This window comes from Nocardioides secundeburneus, from assembly GCF_039939255.1.
Classification (GTDB): domain Bacteria; phylum Actinomycetota; class Actinomycetes; order Propionibacteriales; family Nocardioidaceae; genus Nocardioides.
The window spans coordinates 121,767-141,226 of the sequence record NZ_JBDUUE010000006.1 but is presented as its reverse complement, the minus strand read 5'-3'; the positions used below and the strand labels follow the sequence as shown (position 1 = coordinate 141,226).

The following is a 19,460-nucleotide window of genomic DNA, read 5'->3' as shown; positions in this document are numbered from 1 at the left end:
ACAAGGGTGACCCGCCTCACAGGGCACGCCATGGTTCAGGACGTCGGGACAGGCCCGACCGCACCGACACCCGGGAGGCTCCCCGATGAGCAGCAGCACCCAGGTCCGCAACCGGACCCACTACCTCTACATCGCGGTGATCATCGCGGTGGCCGCGGGCATCGCCGTCGGCATCATCTGGCCGTCCTTCGGCATCGAGCTCAAGCCGCTCGGCACCGGCTTCGTCGAGCTGATCAAGATGATGATCCAGCCCGTCATCTTCTGCACGATCGTGCTCGGCGTCGGCTCCGTGGCCAACGCGGCCCGGGTCGGCAAGGTCGGCGGGCTCGCGCTGCTGTACTTCATCACGATGTCGACGTTCGCGCTGGGCATCGGCATGGTCGTCGGCAATCTGCTGCACCCGGGCGACGGCCTCACCCTCACCGAGGCGGTCGCGAGCTCGGGCCAGGAGCAGGCCTCCGAGGGCCACGGCAGCACCACCGACTTCCTGCTGGGCATCATCCCCGACTCGATGCTGTCGTCGCTCACCTCGGGCGAGGTCCTCCAGACGCTCCTCGTCGCGCTGCTCGTCGGCTTCGCCCTGCAGCAGATGGGCCGTGCCGGCGAGCCGATCCTCAAGGGCATCGGACACATCCAGAAGGTCGTCTTCCGGGTCCTGTCGATGATCATGTGGGCCGCGCCGGTCGGCGCCTTCGGTGCCATCGCCGCCGTCGTCGGCGCGACCGGCGCCGACGCGCTCAAGAGCCTCGCGGTGCTGATGATCGGCTTCTACATCACCTGCGCACTGTTCGTCTTCCTGGTCCTCGGCACGCTGCTCAAGGTCGCCACCGGCGTCAACGTCTTCGCGCTGCTGAAGTACCTGGGCCGTGAGTTCCTGCTGATCGTGTCGACGTCGTCGTCCGAGTCGGCCCTGCCGCGCCTGATCGCCAAGATGGAGCACGCCGGCGTCGACAAGCCGACCGTGGGCGTCGTCGTCCCGACCGGCTACTCGTTCAACCTCGACGGCACCGCGATCTACCTGACCATGGCCTCGATCTTCATCGCCGAGGCGATGGGCAGCCCCCTCGCCATCAGCGAGCAGATCTCGCTGTTGCTGTTCATGATGATCGCCTCGAAGGGCGCCGCGGGCGTCACCGGCGCTGGCATGGCCACCCTGGCCGGCGGCCTGTCGTCGCACCGCCCGGAGCTCGTCGACGGCGTCGGCCTCATCGTCGGCATCGACCGGTTCATGTCGGAGGCCCGCGCGGTGACCAACTTCGCCGGCAACGCCATCGCGACCGTGCTCATCGGTCACTGGACCGGCGGCCTCGACCGCGAGAAGCTCGACACCGTGCTCGCCGGCAACGACCCGTTCGACGAGACCACCATGCTCGACGACCACGGCTCGTCGGCCGAGGCGACCTACGACAACGAGAAGCCGGGCCAGCCGACCCAGCCGGCGGCGTACCCGCCGCTCGACAAGCAGACCACCTCGGTCTGAGCCGTCTGCTCCACGCTCCACTCCGGCGGGTGGGCCCGGGATCCGCGATCCCGGGCCCACCCGCCGTTAGCGTGAAGGCATGACCTCGGAGCCCACCGACGCACCGGCCGACCCGCCGGCCGCCGGGCTCACCGACCGGCGGGCAGAACGACTCGCCGATCGTGGACGACGGGCCGCGGAGACCCTGTGGCGGCTGGTCGTCACGACGGTGTCGTCGTGCCTGCGCTACCGCGTCACGGGTCTCGCCGCCGAGGGCGCGTTCTTCGCCGTCGTCTCGGTGCCGCCGCTGATCTTCGCCCTCGCCGGGGCCATCGGCTACGTCTCCGAGCGGTTCAGCGCCGACCAGGTCGACGACGTCCGCGCGGCCATCATCGACCTGTGCAGCCAGTTCCTCACCGACCGCGCCGTCGAGCAGGTGATCACCCCGACGATGGACGAGGTGCTCGACGGCGGTCGCCTCGACGTCATCTCGCTCGGCTTCGTGCTCTCGCTGTGGTCGGGCTCGCGGGCGCTCAACGTGTTCGTCGACACCATCACGATCATGCACGGGCTCGGCGGCCACCGCGGGATCGTCAAGACCCGCGCGCTGGCCTTCGTGCTCTACATCCTCGCCATGGTCACCGGCGCGATCTCGCTGCCGCTGGTGGTCGCCGGCCCGCGTCTCGTGGGCGACGCGCTGCCCGACCGGGCTGCGTTCCTGATGTCGTTCTACTGGCCGACCGTGATCGTGGTCTGCATCTGCTTCCTGGCCACGCTCTACCACGTGGCCGTGCCCGTGCGGACCAACTGGAGCTTCAACCTGCCCGGAGCGGTGTTCTCCCTCGTGGCGTGGATCCTCGGGTCCTACGCACTCCGCTGGGTCCTCACGGTCACCGCCGCCGACTCCAAGTCGATCTACGGCCCGCTCGCAGCCCCGATCGCCGTCCTGCTGTGGCTCTACCTCGTGGCGCTCGCCGTCCTCATCGGCGCCGCGGTCAACGCCGCCTTCGACGAGGTGTTCCCGCAGAAGAACACCACCCGAGCACGCCGCGAGCTCCTCGCGCGGCTGCGTGCCCTAGGTTCTCAGCGTGGATGAGCACCTGGCCGAGACCTCGGCCACGCGAGGACGCGGCACGGTCGAGCTGCCCGAGCGGGTGCGTTCTCCCTGGTTCGTGCTCGGACGTCGGCTGTTGCTCGCGCTCGCCATCCTGGCCGGCACCGTGCTGCTGGTCTACCTCGACGGCGAGGGCTACCGCGACGGCAACGACCCGGACAACGAGATCAGTCTCATCGACGCGATCTACTACACGACCGTCACGCTCAGCACGACCGGCTACGGCGACATCGCCCCGGTCACCGACACGGCGCGGCTCGTCAACGCGCTCGTCATCACCCCCGCTCGCATCGCCTTCCTGGTGCTGTTGATCGGCACCACCTTGGAGGTGCTCGCCTCGCAGGGGCGCGAGCTGCTCCGCATCGCCCGCTGGAGGAAGAACATGGGCCACCACGTCGTCGTCATCGGCTACGGGACCAAGGGCCGCAGCGCCGTCGAGACCCTCGTCGGCAACGGCCTCGACCGCGAGCACGTCGTCGTCGTCGACCCGTCGTCGACCGCGCTCGCCGACGCCCACGCCGACGGTCTCGCCGTCGTCACGGGCGATGCCACCCGGCGCGACGTGCTGCGCCGCGCCGGCGTCGGTGACGCCGACCAGGTGATCATCGCGACGGGTCGCGACGACTCCAACGTGCTCGCTGCGCTGACCGTGCGTCAGCTCAACCCCGAGACCTGGATCGTCGCCTCGGTCTCGGAGCAGGAGAACGCGCCGCTCATGCGCCAGTCGGGCGCCGACTCCGTGATCACCTCCTCCGACGCCGTCGGGCGCCTCATCGGCCTGTCGACGCTCTCGCCGACGCTCGGCGTGGTGATGGAGGACCTGCTCACCTACGGCGAGGGCCTCGAGGTCGCCGAGCGCGAGCTTCTCGTCGCCGAGGTCGGCAAGCAGCCGCAGACGCTGCCCGACCAGGTGATCGCCGTCGTCCGCGACGAGAAGGTCTACCGCTACTTCGACCCCGTGGTCGCGCTGCTCGCACGCGGCGACCGGCTGATCGTCGTCCGGCCCGCCAAGGAGCTGCCGTGGGCGCCGCGGCCCGGCACCCACAACGAGGACTTCGCCTCCGACGAGGACTGATCCGGCGCGGCGGAAAAATGGAACCGAGCCGCTGGAGTCTCGGGTCAACAGCGGCTCGGTGAGAAGGACGCTACGCACCCGCGCGCGCTCGCGCAGCAGAACCGGGAAACCTCGCTGGGCCAGCCGGAAAAAAGAACCGAGCCGCTGACGTCTCGGGTCATCAGCGGCTCGGTAGGAAGAACAGTACCCGGTCGAGCACTGCTTGGCGAGGGAAAACCCTCACTTCCTCGAAAAAGTTCTGAGGGGATCCCTCAGGGGCGCTCGACGTCGTCCGCGACGGCCCACCAGGCCTCCGGCTGCGGGGCACGCCGGGGGAGCGGCAGCCGCTCGGGGAGGGTGAGGACGCGGGTGAGGTAGCGGCGGATCACGGCGGCTCCAGTCTCGTCGGGCTCGGTGGGCATCGACCTTGCCCGCCGACGAGGTGACGCGGCTCACCCGCGCGAGTGGGGTGCGGCAGGCCGTCGCCGTCGCGCCGAGGAGCACCTGGCCCGATGACGTCATTCGGGGCGCCGATCGGCCACGATGACGCCGAGGATGCACGACAGACGCCGTTGATGGCGCACAGTCGACCCCGTGCCCCCTTCCGACGCGCCCGACCTGCCCTCGGACGCCCGGCCCGCCGCGTGCGCCCTCGGCGTCGTCCTGCGGCAGGTCGCGGTCAGCATCGCGGTCGCCTGCGCCGTGCCGGCCGCGCTGTTCTACGTCACCCTGGTGACCTTCAGCATCACGACCGCCGTGCTGGCCGCGCTCGCGTGGGCCTACGGCGCGGTCGCGTGGCGTTGGGCGACCGACAGGCCGATGTCGGGCCTGCTCGCGCTGACGGTCACGATCCTCACGGTGCGCACGGTCTTCACGCTCGCGACGGGCAACACGTTCGTCTACTTCCTGCAGCCGATGGTCAGCGACAGCCTGGTCGCCGTGCTGTTCCTGGTCTCGTTGGCCACGGCCCGCCCGCTCGTGGCCCGGCTGGCGGCCGACTTCTACCCGATGAGCCCGGCCCTGGCCGACCAGCCGTGCGTACGGCGCCTGTTCTGGCGCCTCACGCTGATGTGGGGCGGGGTGTGCCTGGCCAAGGGGGCGCTGGGCTACTGGCTGCTGACGTCGTTGTCGACGGCCGACTTCGTGCTGGTCAAGAACGGCGTCATGATCGCGGTGACGGCGCTCGCCGTCGCGGTCACGATCCGCGCCGCCCTCTGCGTGCTGCAGCAGGCCGAGCGGGCCGTCCCGGTCTGACCGGTCAGGACCGCGAGGCGGCGATCATGTCCTCGCGCGGCACGACCTTGACCCGCAGGCGGCCGGCGGCCTCGCCGAGGGCCTGCTCGTGGGCGTCGAGGCGCTCCCAGTCGGCCCAGGTCGTGACCGTGACGCCGCGCTCGGCCAGGTGGGCCAGGATCGCGTCGGGGTCACGCTCCTCGCGACCGGGCAGGTCCTCGAGGTCGGCGACCAGGCTGGCGACCACCTGTGAGGCGTCGGACTTGGTGTGGCCGATGAGGCCCACCGGGCCACGACGGATCCACCCCGTCACGTAGGTGCCCTCGAGCGCGGTGCCGTCGAGGTCGACCACGCGTCCGGCCTCGTTGGGCACCAGGCCCGCGCTGGCGTCGTACGGCAGGTCGAGCACGGGGCTCGGCTGGTAGCCGACGGCTCGGTAGACGGCCTGCACGGGCGTGTCGACGTACTCGCCAATGCCGCGCACGGTGGCGTCGCCCTGCAGCTCCATCGTCTCGGTGCGGATGCCCTCGACGCGCTCCTCGCCCAGGATCTCGACCGGCGCCTGGCACAGGTGCACGTGGATGCGGCGCTCGGCCCCGGTGGGCTCGGCCTCGAGGTACTTCAGCAGCGTGTCGACCACGAGGCGGGTGCCCTTGTTGCCCGAGATGGCGGCCTGGCTGGCCTCGTCGATCTCGAAGCCCTCGGGGTGCACGATGACGTCGACCTCGGGGGAGTGGGAGAGCTCGCGCAGCTCCATGGGCGTGAACTTCACCTGGGCCGGTCCGCGCCGGGCGAAGACGTGCACGTCGCGGATCGTGCTGGCCGCCAGGCCGGCGTGCACGTTGGCGGCGATCTCGGTGACCAGCTGCTCGTCGGCGGGCTTGGCGAGCATCCGGGCGACGTCGAGGGCGACGTTGCCGGCGCCGATGACGGCGACCGACGTCGGGCCCTCGAGCGGCCACTCGCGGGCGCCGTCCGGGTGGCCGGCGTACCAGGAGACGAAGTCGGCGGCACCGTGGCTGCCGGGCAGGTCGATGCCCGGGATGTCGAGCGGACGGTCGACGGAGGCACCGGTCGAGAACACGACGGCGTCGTAGAGACGGCGCAGGTCGTCGAGCTTGAGGTCGGTGCCGTAGGAGACGTTGCCGAGGAAGCGGATGCGGTCCTTGGCGAGCACGCGGCCCAGGGCCTTGATGATCTCCTTGATGCGCGGGTGGTCGGGTGCGACGCCGTAGCGGACCAGGCCGTAGGGGGCCGGCAGCTGCTCGAGCACGTCGACGTGGACGTCGTCGCGCTCCTGGGTCAGGTAGTCGGCGGCGTAGATGCCTGCGGGTCCAGCCCCGACGACGGCGACGCGGTAGGTGCTCATGCTTCCAGGGTGCTGACCGGACGACGCCGCCAGTAGCCACCGCGTTCCTGTGGGGTCACAGGTTCAACCTGTGAGGAGTGTGGCGCGGGTCACCCGAGGGTGACCGGCAGCGTCTCCCAGCCGCGCAGGATGCGGGTCGTACGACGGCGTCCGCCCGGTATGACGGCGAGGTCGGGGAACCGCTCGTGCAGTACCTGGAGCGCGACGACGCCCTCCATGCGGGCCAGGGCCGCGCCCAGGCAGTAGTGGCGCCCGCCCGAGAAGCTGAGGTGGTCGCCCGCGTTGTCGCGTCGCACGTCGAAGGCGTCGGGGGCGGTGAAGACCTCGGGGTCGCGGTTGGCGGCGGCGAGCAGCGTCGTCACGATGCGGCCGCGTCGCAGCGGGTGCCCGGCGACCTCGGTGTCGCGGGTGACGGTGCGCCCGGTCAGCAGCACCGGCGGGTCGAACCGCAGCACCTCGTCGACGGCCGTCGTCCAGGCGGCGTCGCCGGCGACCAGCGCGGCCCGCTGCTCGGGGTGCTGGGCGAGCAGGCTGACGCCGTTGCCGATCAGGTTGACCGTCGTCTCGAAGCCGGCCGCGAGCACCAGGCCCGACGTCGAGATGAGCTCGGCGTCGCTCAGCGCTCCGCCGTCGTCGTCGCGGACGGCGACCAGTTGGCTGAGCAGGTCGTCTCCCGGACGGCGGCGCACGCGGTCGACGTGCCGCTGCAGCCAGCCGTCGAACTCCCGCAGAGCGTCCTCGACCTCGCGGAACCGCGCCGACGGCAGGCCCATGTCGAGGCTCGGCGCCGCGAGCGTCCCGAAGCGCCGGACGACGTCGCGCTCCTCGAGCGGCACGCCGAGGATCTCGCAGATCACGGTGACCGGCAGCAGGGCGGCGTAGGCGTCGACCAGGTCGACCGGAGTGGTGCGCGCCGTCCGGGAGAGGTCGTCGAGCAGCTCGTGGGCGACCTCCTCGGTGCGCGTGCGCAGGCGCTCGACGGCCCGCACCGTGAACACGCGCGTCACGAGCCGGCGCATGCGGGTGTGGTCGGGCGGCTCGGTGGCCAGCAGCGACGGGGGAGCGAGCGGACCCAGTGGCGACGAGCTCCCGGCCCAGCGCGCCAGCCGCGCGACGGGTCCGGAGCCGTCGATGCCCAGGCCCGCCTGCACGTCAGGGCTCGTGAGGGTCTCGCGGACGACGGCGTGCCGCGCCGTCACCGACGAGAACCGTCCGTCGTAGAAGGTGCCGGCCGCACGGATCTGCGCGAACAGGTCGAGCGGCAGGTCCTGCGAGGTGCTGCTGTGCTTGATCGCCATCCCCTGCAGGTCACCCCGGCGCGCCTGGCGGCTGATCGCGACGGTGGGCAGGGCGTGGCCGAGCACCCAGCGGGTGCGCGCCTGGGCCGTGGTCGTGAGCGACATACCGTCAGTCTGCCGTGACGGCGGCAGCAGAACGAGAACAGGAGCGGCCCGACGGGCCGCTCCTGCTCGGTGGTGGACGATACTGGGTTTGAACCAGTGACCTCTTCCGTGTCAAGGAAGCGCGCTACCGCTGCGCCAATCGTCCGTGTTGAGTTGTCGTGCTCGAGGTGGGTACGGGATTTGAACCCGTGTACACGGATTTGCAGTCCGTTGCCTCGCCTCTCGGCCAACCCACCGTGCTACTGGCTGGAGGTCCGGCCGTGACACTTGACCTCTCAGAGCGGACAACGAGACTCGAACTCGCGACCTCAACCTTGGCAAGGTTGCGCTCTACCAACTGAGCTATGTCCGCATGCGCTCCGGTGTTCTGGAGTGCGTGAGAACAGTAGCCCACGTGGTCGGCGACGCCAAAACCGGTACCGACGTCGACGTGTCGAGCAGGTGTCGTCACTAGGTTGGGAGCCATGCGAGCGTGGATCGACGGGGCCCTGCTGGACGACGCGACCGGGCCGGCGGTGAGCGTCGTCGACCACGGGTTCACGGTCGGCGACGGCGTCTTCGAGGCGGTCAAGGTCGTCGACGGTCGACCCTTCGCGCTGGGGCTGCACCTCGCCCGCCTGGCCCGCTCCGCCGCCGGCCTCGGGCTGGGGGAGGTCGACGTCGACCACGTGCGTGCCGGCATCGAGGCGACGCTCGCCGGCCAGGACCTCCCGCTCGGCCGCATCCGGATCACCCTGACCGGCGGACCCGCGCCGCTGGGCTCGGGCCGCGGCGACCACCCGATGACGGTCGTCGTCGTCACGGCGCCGATGGACCCCACGGCCGCGACGACGAGCATCGTCACCGTGCCGTGGCCGCGCAACGAGCGCGGCGCCCTGGCCGGGCTCAAGACGACGTCGTACGCCGAGAACGTCGTCGCCCTGGCCGAGGCGCAGCGGCTCGGGGCCTCCGAGGCGGTGTTCGCCAACCTCGCCGGCCACCTGTGCGAAGGCACGGGCACCAACGTCTTCTACGTGGTCGACGGCGAGCTGCGCACCCCGACGCTTGCCAGCGGCTGCCTCGCCGGCGTGACCCGGGCGCTGCTGCTCGAGTGGCACGGCGGACGCGAGGTCGACGAGCCGATCGCGGTGGCCGAGGCCGCCGACGAGGTGCTCCTGGTCTCGACGACGCGCGACGTGCAGCCCGTCGTCCGGTGGGGCGAGCGGACGCTCGAGGTCGGGCCCGTCACGCAGGCCGCCGCCGCGACCTGGCGGGCACGCGAGCCGGAGCTGCTCGGGCAGTAGGCGGGCGGGTTCAGCGCAGCACGTCGGCGAGAAACCTGTCGACGTCGGCCGACTCCTCGCCCGGACGCACGGCGAGCCACGTGCGGCCCAGGAAGGCCAGCAGCTCGGCGGCGCGGACGTCGACGCGCAGCCGACCCTCGCGGGCGTGGAAGACGATGTGCACGAGCGCACGACCCTCCTCGTCGACCCCGGGCCGCAGCCGCACCGTGCCCTCGCCGACGGGTTCGCCCAGCCCGCGCACCAGCAGCGAGCGCGCCACGACCCACGGGACGTCGACGCCCGGCAGGTGCAACGTGACCTGGACCGCCCACGGATCGAGGGGCTCGTAGGCGAAGGTGGCCATGAAGGCCATGGGCCGGCCCTGCTCGTCGTCGCAGTGCAGGGCGATGTCGGCGGTGACTGCCGAGGCGAGCGGCCGGTACGTCATGTGGGGCGTCCCTTGGATCCGAGGATGAGGGGACGGAGCGAGCCCCTCACACCAGTGGACGCCTTCCGGACCGATCTGGTTGCACCTCCTGGGGGTGTTTTCTGCTGCCGTTACCAAACGGTGACCAAGTGGGAGCCTGGCGAGCCGATGCGTTAGAGTCCCGATCGCAGTCCAGGGGGCGATTGGCGCAGTGGTAGCGCGCTTCGTTCACACCGAAGAGGTCACTGGTTCGAACCCAGTATCGCCCACCCGAAGCACCGCAAGTCAGAGGCTGGATTCCCACAGGGAAGCCGGCCTCTCGTCGTCCCAGCCTTAGGTGTCCGCACCCTGCCGCAGCCGGTAGGCGCCGCACCGGCAGCGCTCGTAGACGACCGGTCCGTCGCTGGTGAAGTGCGAGGAGGCGACGGACCACAGGTGCAGGTGCTCGACAGTCATGCGCCCAGCGTGCTGTCATGGTCTTGTGCATCTCAACCCTTACGGCGAGGATCCGGTCCGGATGGCCGTGAACCTCGCGACCGACTGGCCGGCCACGGCCGCCGCGCTCGAGCGCCGGCTGGACGACGCGGGGCTCGTCGTCATGGGGCGGGTGACGAGTCACGACCACGAGTCCGTGCGGGCCTTCCTCGACGACTGGGTCGACGTCGTCGACGAGACCGACCCCGCCGCGCGGGCGGCGAGGGTCAACGCGTTGCTGGCGGCGTCGTCGTCGCACCCGCGCATCACCGACCACGCCGGGTCGGGCTGGCACCTGCACTACCGCGCCGACGACCTCACCATGGGACAGGTGGTGGCCGCGCTCGTCTCGGTCGGCACGGCGCTGCACCTCACCGGACGCGGCATGCACCGGCTCGGCCGCTGCGCCGTCGACGGCTGCGACCGGGTCTACGCTGACTTCTCGCGCACGGGGCGCCAGCGCTACTGCGGCAGGGCCTGCGCCAACCGCGACGCCGTCCGCCGGCACCGAGCCCGCGCCACCGCCTGACTCGTCAGTCACGGAATAGGACCGCGGCCGCGGGCGATGTGCCTGGTATGACCACCACCCCGCAGTCCCCGCTCACCGTCGGTCTCATCGGCGCCGGCAACATCGGTGGCACGCTCGCCCGTCTGGCCGTCGCGGCCGGTCACGACGTCGTCGTCAGCAACCGGCGCGGACCCGACACGCTCGCGGACCTCGTCGCCGAGCTCGGTCCTCGAGCCCGGGCGGCCACGCCCGCCGAGGCCGCCGAGGCGGGTGACCTCGTCATCGTCACCGTGCCGCTGAAGTCCTACCGCGACGTTCCGGTCGAGCCGCTGGCCGGCAAGGTCGTGATCGACACCAACAACTACTACCCCGAGCGCGACGGGCAGATCGCCGAGCTCGACGACGAGTCGACGACCACGTCGGAGCTGCTGCAGGCCCACCTGCCGACCTCGCACGTCGTCAAGGGCTTCAACAACATCTACTTCGGCCACCTCGCCATCCTTGGCCGCCCGAGCGGCAGCCCCGAGCGCAGTGTCATCACCATCGCCGGCGACGACGACGCTGCGAAGCGCACCGTGACCGCCTTCGTCGACTCGATCGGCTACGACACCTACGACCTCGGCCCGCTCGCCGAGGGCTGGCGCGTGCAGCGTGACACCGCTGCCTACGCCGGCCTCTACGTCGACGGCGACGACTGGGCGAATCCGCGTCCGGCGAAGCCCGAGCTGGTCGCCGCGAAGCTCGCCGAGGCGAAGCGCTACCGCGACATGTGACGCCACGGGCAAACCGGCGCGCGGCGTCGGTCACGGCGTCGATACGATCGGCGAGGCCCGCCGACCAGCGGCGGGCACAGCCGAGAGGAACCCTCGTGTCCGACATCCAGGTCGTCCGCATCCACGCCGGTGAGCGTGAGGAGCGGGCCACCACGACGGGCACCAAGGCCTGGGAGCTCTTCGCCGACGAGGCCGACGTCGTCGCGGTCCGGGTGGGCGGTGAGCTCAAGGACCTCTCCTACGAGCTCCAGGACGGCGACGAGGTCGCCTCGGTCGCGATCGACAGCGCCGACGGCCACGACATCCTGCGCCACTCGACTGCGCACGTCATGGCGCAGGCCGTGCAGGACCTCTTCCCCGAGGCCAAGCTCGGCATCGGCCCGCCGATCACCGACGGCTTCTACTACGACTTCGACGTGCCCACGCCGTTCGTGCCGGAGGATCTCGCCAAGATCGAGACCCGCATGCGCAAGATCATCAAGGAGGGGCAGCGCTTCGAGCGCCGCGTCACCACCGACGGCGACGCCCTCGACGAGCTGCAGGACGAGCCGTACAAGATCGAGCTCATCGGCCTCAAGGGTGGCGCCGGCGTCGAGGACGCCGCCGAGGGCGCGAGCGTCGAGGTCGGCGCCGGCGAGCTCACCATCTACGACAACGTCAATCCGCGGTCGAAGGAGACCGTGTGGAGCGACCTGTGCCGCGGCCCGCACCTGCCGACCACCAAGCGCATCCCGGCGTTCAAGCTGATGCGCAGCGCGGCCGCCTACTGGCGCGGCGACGAGAAGAACAAGCAGCTGCAGCGCATCTACGGCACCGCGTGGGAGTCGAAGGAGGCGCTCGACGCCCACCTCGAGCGCATCGCCGAGGCGGAGAAGCGCGACCACCGCAAGCTCGGGCGCGACCTCGACCTGTTCAGCTTCCCCGACGAGATCGGCTCCGGCCTGCCGGTCTTCCACCCCAAGGGCGGCGTGATCAAGCGCGAGATGGAGGACTACGTCCGCCAGCGCCACATCGAGGAGGGCTTCGACTACGTCGGCACGCCGCACATCTCGAAGGAGCACACCTTCCACCTGAGCGGGCACCTGCCCTACTACGCCGACGGCATGTTCCCGCCCATGGAGTTCGAGGGCGCGAACTACTACCTCAAGGCCATGAACTGCCCGATGCACAACCTGATCTACCGCTCGCGCGGTCGGTCCTACCGTGAGCTGCCGCTGCGGCTGTTCGAGTTCGGGCACGTCTACCGCTACGAGAAGTCCGGCGTCATCCACGGCCTGACCCGGGTGCGCGGCTTCGCCCAGGACGACTCGCACTCCTACGTCACCGAGGAGCAGGCGCCCGGGGAGATCAAGCACCTCCTCGACTTCGTGCTCGGCCTGCTGCGTGACTTCGGCCTCGACGACTTCTACCTCGAGCTCTCCACCCGCGACGACTCCAAGCCCGACAAGTTCGTCGGTTCGCAGGAGCAGTGGGACACCGCCACCGAGGTGCTCCGGGTCGCCTGCGAGGAGTCCGGCCTCGAGCTCGTGCCCGACCCGGGCGGCGCGGCGTTCTACGGCCCGAAGGTCTCGGTGCAGGCCAAGGACGCCATCGGGCGCACCTGGCAGATGTCGACCATCCAGTACGACTTCAACCAGCCGCAGGGCTTCGACCTGACCTACCAGGCCTCCGACGGCACCCGCAAGCAGCCGGTGATGATCCACTCGGCCAAGTTCGGCTCGATCGAGCGGTTCCTCGGCGTGCTCGTCGAGCACTACGCCGGTGCGTTCCCCCCGTGGCTCGCCCCCGTGCAGGTGCAGGGCATCCCGGTGGCCGAGTTCGCCAACGACTACCTCCAGGACGTCGCGCGCCGCATGCGGTCGCAGGGCCTGCGGGTCGAGGTCGACTACTCCGACGACCGCTTCCAGAAGAAGATCCGCAACGCCCAACTCCAGAAGGTGCCCTTCATGCTCATCGCCGGCAACGACGACATCGAGGCGGGCGCGGTCTCCTTCCGCTACCGCGACGGACGCCAGGACAACGGCGTCCCGATCGACGAGGCGATCGCGCGCGTCGCGTCCGCCGTGAACTCGCGGGAGCAGGTGTGAGCGGCGAGGTCCCGGCCCCGACCACCTCCGAGAAGGTCGACGGCGTGCAGATCCGGCTGGCCGTCACCGCCGAGGACGTCGAGGCCGCCGCGCACCTGTTCGAGCACGACCTGCGCCCCGACGCCGTGCGTCGCTTCCTCGGCGACTCCGCCCACCACCTGATCCTCGCCTACGACGGGGACAAGCCGGTCGGCATGGTCACCGTGATCGAGATGCACTACCCCGACCGCGGCACGGAGATGTTCATCTACGACATGCGCGTCGACGAGTCGCAGCGCGGCCGCCGCATCGGCCACGCGATGCTCGACGCGCTCGAGTCGCTCGCCTTCGACACGCAGAGCCGGGGCGTCTGGGTCGTCACCGGCACCGGCGAGCGCAACGCCGGCGCCCGGGCCACGTTCAAGAGCCGCGGCGCCACCGAGGACGTCGACCGGGTCCGCTACTCCTGGCGCACCGACGGCTGACCACCCCTGCGGGGCGGTGGCGCTGGCTAGGGTCGGCGTCATGCCTCGGACCATCGCCACCGCCACGCAGGTCTCGCGCGACGAGCTGCTCGACTTCGTCCGCCCGCGTCACCACTTCGTGCTGATCACGCGCCGCAAGGACGGTTCGCCGCAGGCGAGCCCGGTCAGCGGGGGAGTCGACGACGAGGGCCGCCTGGTGATCTCGACCTACCCCGAGCGGGCCAAGACCGCCAACGCGCGGCGCGACCCGCAGGTGAGCGTCGTCGTGCTCGGCGACGAGTTCGACGACGCCTACGTGCAGGTCGACGGCACCTGCGAGGTGCTCGACGGCGAGGACGCCGTGGAGCCGCTCGTCGACTACTTCCGCTGCATCGCCGGCGAGCACCCCGACTGGGACGAGTACCGCCAGGCCATGCGCGACCAGGGCAAGTCGCTGCTGCGCATCACGCCGACCCGGTGGGGCCCGGTCGCGACGGGCGGGTTCCCCGAGCGCCTCGCCGACTGAGGGCTGCCCCGCCGGCCCGCTCACGGACGCCGGCCAGCACCGTCTCGAGCACGGCCAGCTCGTCGTCGTCGAGATCGTCGAAGACAAGCTGTCCGACCAACCGCGCGTGCGCCGGCGCGGCCTCGCGGATGGCGGTGGTGCCCCGCGACGTCATGGTGATCCAGGCTCCGCGCCCGTCGTCGGCGCACTCCTCGCGCTCGACCAGCCCGCGCCCGGCCATGCGCCGCACGTGGTGCGACAGGCGGCTGCGCTCCCACCCGACGGCGGCGGCGAGGTCGCTGACGCGCAGGCGGCCGTCGGTGGTCTCGCTCAGGGCGACCAGCACGTCGTAGTCGCTGAGCGAGAGCCCGGAGTCCTCCTGCAGCTGCCGGTTGAGGACGGCGGGCAGCGCCGTGCTGAGGGCGATCCAGTGTCGCCAGGCCTGCTGCTGCTCGGGGCTCAGCCACGGCTCGTCGACGGTCACGGGTTCAGCTTAGAGGAATAGTTGACGTGTCACCTACCTTGGAGCAGCATGACGTCGACGGTGCCCCGCCCCGCGTCGACGTCCACCGCGTCGTCGACCACCACCTGACCGCACTGCCTGGAGGAGAGTCATGACCACGCCCGACCTGAGCGCCATCGAGTCCGAACGCGCCCGCCTGCGCGAGCAGCACCTGCGACCGGCGGGGGAGCGGCCCGCGTCATCGGCGCGGGGCCTGCACCACACCGCGCTGATCAGCAGCGACGTCGAGCGCACGATCCGCTTCTACCAGGACCTGCTGGAGTTCCCGCTCACCGAGCTGATCGAGAACCGCGACTACCCGGGCAGCTCGCACTTCTTCTTCGACATCGGCCACGACAACCTGCTCGCGTTCTTCGACTTCCCCGGGCTCGACGTCGGGCCGTACGCCGAGGTGCTCGGCGGGCTGCACCACTGTGCGATCTCGGTCGACCCGGCGCACTGGGACCGCCTCGTCGCCAAGCTCGAGGCCGCCGGCGTCGACCACGTCGTGCACAGCGGGGTGTCGGTCTACTTCACCGACCCCGACGGGGCCCGCATCGAGCTCATCGCCGACCCGCTGGGGGAGATGTACGGCGAGCACGTCCTGTGATCTCAGGCCGCTGACCTGCGGCTATCTATGTTACCGAGACGTAATGTCGCAGACACTCTTTACTTGCAACATGGCGTCGCACTAACCTCGGGGCCGTTGACCCATCAACGGTGAGAGGTGACCCCCCATGACCGCGACCATGGACCCGAAGGCCGACGACGTCGTCCACGAGGCGCCGTTCCAGACCTACGAGGAGCGCCTCAGGACGCTCAGCGAGGCCTCCGTCGAGCAGCACTTCGACGCGTTCACCGACATCGCGTGGGACGACCCCGACCTCGCCATCGACCCGACCGACGAGCGGTGGATCCTGCCCGAGGTCGACGTCCTCGGGCGTCACCCGTGGTACCAGGGGCTCCCGAAGGACGAGCGGATCCGCATCGGGCTCTACCGCCAGGCCAACGTGACCAAGGTCGGGCTGCAGTTCGAGCAGATCCTCGTCGCCGGGCTGATGAACTACGTCTACTCGCTGCCCAACGGCTCGGCGGAGTTCCGCTACGCCACGCACGAGGCGACCGAGGAGACCCACCACACGCAGATGTTCCAGGAGTTCGTGAACCGCTCGGGGCAGGACGTCCCGGGTGGCTCGCGCCTGTTCCACCTGCTCAGCCCGGTCCTGCCGCTGGCCGCACGCCTCGCGCCCTACGGCTTCTACTACGGGGTGCTGGCCGGCGAGGAGCCCATCGACCACGTGCAGAAGTCGATCCTGCGGGCCGGCGACGACATGCACCCGCTGCTGCAGCGCATCATGCAGATCCACGTGGCCGAAGAGGCCCGTCACATCGGCTTCGCGCACCAGTACCTCGTGCACAACGCGCCCCGGCTCAGCAAGCCCGAGCGGGCCGTGCTGTCGATCGTCGTGCCGGTCATCATGAAGTGGCTCTGCAACGAGATCCTGGTGCCGAGCAAGCAGGCCCAGAAGGACATGGGCATCCCGCGCTCGGTCATGAAGGACCTCTACTGGGAGGGCGAGGAGTCGCAGAAGTTCCTGCGCGACCTCTTCGGCGACGTCCGCATGCTCGCCGAGCAGACCGGCATGATGAACCCGGTCTCCCGACGCGTGTGGCGCCTGATGAGGATCGACGGCCGCAGCTCGCGCTTCCGCAGCGCGCCCGCGTCCGCGGCGTCCTGACGCCCGGACGACGAGAGGCCGAGCCGTCATGGCGTACGTCGTCACGCAGTCGTGCTGCGCCGATGCCTCGTGCGTCGTCGCGTGCCCGGTCAACTGCATCCACCCCGCGCCGGGCGAGCCCGGCTTCGCCACCGCCGAGATGCTCTTCGTCGACGCCACCGCGTGCGTCGGCTGCGGCGCCTGCGCCACGGCGTGCCCGGTCGACGCCATCAAGCCGGCCTCGACCCTGACCCGCGAGGAGCAGCCGTTCGTCGCGATCAACGCCGACTACTACGACTGCTTCCCGCACCACGACCGCACCCCGCTGTCGGTCGTGGTCGCGCAGCGCCGCCTGGTCGAGCGGCGGGTGCGCCGCGTCGCGGTGGTCGGCGCCGGCCCGGCCGGCCTCTACGCCGCCGACGAGCTGCTCAAGCACCCCGAGGTCGAGGTCGACGTCTACGACCGGCTGCCCACGCCCTACGGACTGGTGCGCGCGGGTGTCGCCCCCGACCACCCACACACCAAGCGCGTCGAGAAGCTCTTCCGCGCCGTCGAGGACCAGCCCGGCTTCCGCTACCTGCTCGGCGTCGAGGTCGGCACCGACCTCGACCTCGCCGACCTGCGGCAGCACTACGACGCCGTCGTCTACGCGGTCGGCGCGAGCAGTGATCGCAGCCTCGGCATCGACGGGGAGCAGCTGCCCGGCTCGCTGTCGGCCACCGACGTCGTCGGCTGGTACAACGGCCACCCCGGCCAGCAGGACCTCGAGGTGCCGCTCGACCACCCGTCGGGCCGCGCCGTCGTCGTCGGCAACGGCAACGTCGCCCTCGACGTCGCGCGCATCCTGACCCGCGACCCCGCCGTCCTCGAGCGCACCGACATGGCCGCGCTGCCGTGGGCCGCCCTGTCGCGCAGCGGCGTGCGCGAGGTCGTCGTGCTCGGACGACGCGGGCCGGCCGAGGCCGCGTTCACGCTCCCCGAGCTCGTCGGGCTCGTCGGGCTGGTCGACGACGGGGTGCTCGACGTCGTCGTCGACACCGGGGGAGCGGCGATCCCCGCAGGCGGGCGCAAGCTCCAGATCCTGGCCGACCTCGCCTCCCGCGCGCCGCGCGCCGGCGTCGCCCGCATCGTGCTGCGCTTCCACACTCGGCCGATCGAGATCGAGGGCGACCACGAGACCGGCGTGCGCGGCGTCGTCGTCGAGCGCGACGGCGTCCGCGAGACCCTCGAGACCGGCCTGGTCCTGCGCGCGATCGGCTACCGCGGCCGGCCGGTGGCCGACCTGCCCTTCGACGAGGCCACGGGCACCGTGCCCCACGAGGCGGGCCGCGTGCGGCCCGGCCTCTACGTCGCCGGCTGGGTCAAGCGCGGCCCCTCGGGCTTCATCGGCACGAACAAGACGTGCGCCGAGCAGACCGTGAGCTCGCTGCTCGACGACCTCGACGCCGGCCTGCCCGCGCCGTCCGGCACCCGCGCCGAGCTCGACGCCCTCGTCGCCGCCCGCTGCCCGGACGCCGTCGACCTCGCCGCCTGGCGCCGCCTCGACGCCGAGGAGCGCCGTCGGGGCGCGACGCGGTCGCGGCCCCGCGCCAAGATCGTCGACGTCGCGGAGATGCTGCGCGTCGCGCACGCCGCCCCTGCGCCGGCTCGGCGTCGCCGTTACCCTTCGAAGGTGCGGGAGGTTCTCGCGGGCCGGTAGAGCGGCAGGCACGGACGAGGTGGCATGGGCCAGCAGGACGGGCGTCAGGCCCGGTGGGACAAGCACAACGAGGAACGCCGGGCCACCATCCTCGACGCCGCCCTCGCGGTCATCGGCGCCGGTGAGCCCGGCGACGACTTCCACGTGCAGCAGATCGCGCAGCGCGCCGGTCTCAACCGCACGGTGGTCTACCGCCACTTCGACGACCGTGCCGACCTCGACCGAGCCATCCGGGCGCACATCCTCGACGACCTCACGGCCGGGCTGATCCCGGAGGTCACCCTCGACGGCACCGTGGCCCAGATCATCCGCCGGATCATCTCCTCCTACGTCGACTGGGTCGTCGAGCACCCCGCCGCGCACGCCTTCGCCGCCCAGGAGATGTCGGGCCCGGTCGCGCAGGGCACCGACCGCATCGCCAGTGCCGTCACCGAGCTGCTGCAGCTCGCGATCGCCCTGCTCGGGGCCGAGCTCGACGACGACGAGCGGGCGCTCGTCGACCCGCTGTCGCACGGCCTCGTCGGCGCCGTGTTCGGCGCCGTCCGCCGATGGGTCTCCCGCGACCCGCGCCAGCCCTCGGCCACGGTGCTGGTCGATCTGCTCTCCGAGTCGGTGTGGAACCTGCTCGACGGCCACGCACGGCGCCTGGGGCTCAGGATCGACCCCGACCTGCCGCTCGTCGACCTGCTGCCCACCGGCGACGGCCCCGCCTCGTGACGACCTCCGACGACGGGCCCGTCCGGCAGGACGGCGTCGGCGACGCCGACGAGCTCGACCGGCTCTGGACGCCGCACCGGCTCGCCTACATCCGTGGCGAGAACAAGCCGGCCGACGACACCGCGCCCCAGTGCCCGTTCTGCCGCATCCCGGGCCTCGACGACGCCGCCGGGCTCGTCGTGCGGCGCGGCGAGCTGTCGTTCGCCGTCCTCAACCTCTACCCCTACGCGCCCGGGCACCTCATGGTCTGCCCCTACCGCCACATCGCCGACTACACCGAGACCACCGACGCCGAGGCGGCCGAGATCGCCGACCTCACGCGCGAGGCAATGCGCACGATCCGGGCGGTGTCCGGAGCCGGCGGATTCAACGTCGGCATGAACCAGGGCCACGTGGCCGGCGCCGGCATCGCCGCCCACCTGCACCAGCACGTCGTCCCGCGGTGGCCCGGCGACCAGAACTTCATGCCGGTCATCGGGCGCACCAAGACCCTGCCCGAGCTGCTCACCGACACCCGCGCGCTGCTCGCCGACCACTGGGTCTGAGCCCGCCGGTCGACCCGCCGGACCCCGGTCGCGGGGTCCCGAGGTGCGCCGTCATGCCCGTTCGTTTGGGTGAACAACAAAATGTCGGCCGAAGTGCTTGTGGTGGAGGTCTCAGACCACCTATGTTGTCCCGTGCAACATATCCCGTGACCGCGGTCACACCGCGGA

21 protein-coding genes and 4 tRNA genes are annotated in these 19,460 nt (G+C 71.2%); 16 read left to right on the top strand and 9 right to left on the bottom strand.

Going from position 1 to position 19,460, the window contains the following annotated elements:
* Nucleotides 1–85 precede the first annotated feature (85 nt).
* The 3 genes from ABFT23_RS17030 to ABFT23_RS17020 all read left to right on the top strand — a co-directional run bounded on the left by ABFT23_RS17030 (nt 86) and on the right by ABFT23_RS17020 (nt 3,648).
* The gene (locus ABFT23_RS17030; RefSeq protein WP_347897306.1) at nt 86–1,480 is read left to right on the top strand and encodes a cation:dicarboxylate symporter family transporter; all 1,395 of its coding nucleotides are present in this window, start codon (nt 86–88) and stop codon (nt 1,478–1,480) included.
* Nucleotides 1,481–1,559: 79 nt separating this feature from the next.
* Entirely contained in the window at nt 1,560–2,555 is a 996-nt protein-coding gene (locus ABFT23_RS17025; RefSeq protein ID WP_347897304.1) for a YihY/virulence factor BrkB family protein, read from the top strand.
* Nucleotides 2,548–3,648: a potassium channel family protein gene (locus tag ABFT23_RS17020; RefSeq protein WP_347897302.1), complete on the top strand. Its 1,101-nt coding sequence runs from the start codon at nt 2,548–2,550 to the stop codon at nt 3,646–3,648. Before ABFT23_RS17025 ends, ABFT23_RS17020 begins: the two co-directional genes overlap by 8 nt.
* 251 nt (nt 3,649–3,899) lie before the next feature.
* Here ABFT23_RS17020 and ABFT23_RS17015 read toward each other — a convergent pair whose 3' ends face one another.
* On the bottom strand, nt 3,900–4,049 hold the full coding sequence (locus ABFT23_RS17015; protein WP_347897300.1) for a hypothetical protein: 150 nt from the start codon (nt 4,047–4,049) through the stop codon (nt 3,900–3,902).
* Between the two features lie 172 nt (nt 4,050–4,221).
* On the opposite strand from ABFT23_RS17015, the gene ABFT23_RS17010 reads away from it, so the two are divergent.
* Nucleotides 4,222–4,881: a VC0807 family protein gene (locus ABFT23_RS17010; RefSeq protein WP_347897298.1), complete on the top strand. Its 660-nt coding sequence runs from the start codon at nt 4,222–4,224 to the stop codon at nt 4,879–4,881.
* 4 nt (nt 4,882–4,885) lie between these two features.
* Here ABFT23_RS17010 and ABFT23_RS17005 read toward each other — a convergent pair whose 3' ends face one another.
* The 5 genes from ABFT23_RS17005 to ABFT23_RS16985 all read right to left on the bottom strand — a co-directional run bounded on the left by ABFT23_RS17005 (nt 4,886) and on the right by ABFT23_RS16985 (nt 7,984).
* Nucleotides 4,886–6,229: an FAD-dependent oxidoreductase gene (locus ABFT23_RS17005; RefSeq protein WP_347897296.1), complete on the bottom strand. Its 1,344-nt coding sequence runs from the start codon at nt 6,227–6,229 to the stop codon at nt 4,886–4,888.
* 89 nt (nt 6,230–6,318) lie between these two features.
* Complete coding sequence (locus ABFT23_RS17000) at nt 6,319–7,632, bottom strand: cytochrome P450 (RefSeq protein WP_347897294.1); 1,314 nt, start codon at nt 7,630–7,632, stop codon at nt 6,319–6,321.
* A gap of 70 nt (nt 7,633–7,702) precedes the next feature.
* Nucleotides 7,703–7,777: transfer RNA gene (locus ABFT23_RS16995), tRNA-Val, on the bottom strand.
* A 20-nt stretch (nt 7,778–7,797) separates the two neighbouring features.
* A tRNA-Cys gene (locus ABFT23_RS16990) sits at nt 7,798–7,868 on the bottom strand.
* Between the two features lie 43 nt (nt 7,869–7,911).
* Nucleotides 7,912–7,984 (bottom strand) — tRNA-Gly (locus ABFT23_RS16985).
* Nucleotides 7,985–8,096: 112 nt separating this feature from the next.
* On the opposite strand from ABFT23_RS16985, the gene ABFT23_RS16980 reads away from it, so the two are divergent.
* Complete coding sequence (locus ABFT23_RS16980) at nt 8,097–8,915, top strand: aminotransferase class IV (protein ID WP_347897293.1); 819 nt, start codon at nt 8,097–8,099, stop codon at nt 8,913–8,915.
* Nucleotides 8,916–8,925: 10 nt separating this feature from the next.
* Here ABFT23_RS16980 and ABFT23_RS16975 read toward each other — a convergent pair whose 3' ends face one another.
* Complete coding sequence (locus ABFT23_RS16975; protein ID WP_347897291.1) at nt 8,926–9,342, bottom strand: SsgA family sporulation/cell division regulator; 417 nt, start codon at nt 9,340–9,342, stop codon at nt 8,926–8,928.
* Between the two features lie 176 nt (nt 9,343–9,518).
* On the opposite strand from ABFT23_RS16975, the gene ABFT23_RS16970 reads away from it, so the two are divergent.
* Nucleotides 9,519–9,590, top strand: a tRNA-Val gene (locus ABFT23_RS16970).
* Nucleotides 9,591–9,654: 64 nt separating this feature from the next.
* Here the strand turns inward: ABFT23_RS16970 and ABFT23_RS16965 are convergent.
* Nucleotides 9,655–9,777, bottom strand: a complete 123-nt coding sequence (locus ABFT23_RS16965) for a hypothetical protein (protein ID WP_347897289.1) — start codon at nt 9,775–9,777, stop codon at nt 9,655–9,657.
* 61 nt (nt 9,778–9,838) lie between these two features.
* Between ABFT23_RS16965 and ABFT23_RS16960 the strand changes: the two genes are divergently transcribed.
* From ABFT23_RS16960 to ABFT23_RS16940, 5 genes are all read left to right on the top strand, one after another.
* Entirely contained in the window at nt 9,839–10,324 is a 486-nt protein-coding gene (locus ABFT23_RS16960) for a CGNR zinc finger domain-containing protein (protein ID WP_347897288.1), read from the top strand.
* Nucleotides 10,325–10,371: 47 nt separating this feature from the next.
* Entirely contained in the window at nt 10,372–11,076 is a 705-nt protein-coding gene (locus tag ABFT23_RS16955) for an NADPH-dependent F420 reductase (RefSeq protein WP_347897286.1), read from the top strand.
* Nucleotides 11,077–11,171: 95 nt separating this feature from the next.
* On the top strand, nt 11,172–13,163 hold the full coding sequence (thrS, locus tag ABFT23_RS16950; protein ID WP_457623622.1) for a threonine--tRNA ligase: 1,992 nt from the start codon (nt 11,172–11,174) through the stop codon (nt 13,161–13,163).
* On the top strand, nt 13,160–13,627 hold the full coding sequence (locus tag ABFT23_RS16945; protein WP_347897284.1) for a GNAT family N-acetyltransferase: 468 nt from the start codon (nt 13,160–13,162) through the stop codon (nt 13,625–13,627). The genes thrS and ABFT23_RS16945 overlap by 4 nt, the downstream gene beginning before the upstream one ends.
* A 40-nt stretch (nt 13,628–13,667) precedes the next feature.
* Complete coding sequence (locus ABFT23_RS16940; protein WP_347897282.1) at nt 13,668–14,132, top strand: PPOX class F420-dependent oxidoreductase; 465 nt, start codon at nt 13,668–13,670, stop codon at nt 14,130–14,132.
* Here the strand turns inward: ABFT23_RS16940 and ABFT23_RS16935 are convergent.
* Nucleotides 14,071–14,595, bottom strand: a complete 525-nt coding sequence (locus tag ABFT23_RS16935; protein ID WP_347897280.1) for a MarR family winged helix-turn-helix transcriptional regulator — start codon at nt 14,593–14,595, stop codon at nt 14,071–14,073. The genes ABFT23_RS16940 and ABFT23_RS16935 overlap by 62 nt on opposite strands.
* Before the next feature lie 130 nt (nt 14,596–14,725).
* Between ABFT23_RS16935 and ABFT23_RS16930 the strand changes: the two genes are divergently transcribed.
* The 5 genes from ABFT23_RS16930 (at nt 14,726) to ABFT23_RS16910 (ending at nt 19,292) form a co-directional block, all read left to right on the top strand.
* Nucleotides 14,726–15,223, top strand: a complete 498-nt coding sequence (locus ABFT23_RS16930; protein ID WP_347897278.1) for a VOC family protein — start codon at nt 14,726–14,728, stop codon at nt 15,221–15,223.
* Between the two features lie 127 nt (nt 15,224–15,350).
* Nucleotides 15,351–16,352, top strand: coding sequence for an AurF N-oxygenase family protein (locus ABFT23_RS16925; RefSeq protein ID WP_347897276.1), 1,002 nt, complete (start codon nt 15,351–15,353; stop codon nt 16,350–16,352).
* Nucleotides 16,353–16,380: 28 nt separating this feature from the next.
* Nucleotides 16,381–18,030 carry an FAD-dependent oxidoreductase gene (locus ABFT23_RS16920; protein ID WP_347897274.1) on the top strand — a complete coding sequence of 550 codons (1,650 nt, stop codon included), beginning with the start codon at nt 16,381–16,383 and terminating at the stop codon, nt 18,028–18,030.
* A 24-nt stretch (nt 18,031–18,054) separates the two neighbouring features.
* A complete protein-coding gene (locus ABFT23_RS16915) occupies nt 18,055–18,747 on the top strand; it encodes a TetR/AcrR family transcriptional regulator (protein ID WP_347897272.1) in 693 nt (230 codons plus the stop codon).
* Nucleotides 18,744–19,292, top strand: a complete 549-nt coding sequence (locus ABFT23_RS16910) for an HIT family protein (RefSeq protein WP_347897270.1) — start codon at nt 18,744–18,746, stop codon at nt 19,290–19,292. The genes ABFT23_RS16915 and ABFT23_RS16910 overlap by 4 nt, the downstream gene beginning before the upstream one ends.
* The last annotated feature ends 168 nt before the right edge of the window (nt 19,293–19,460 follow it).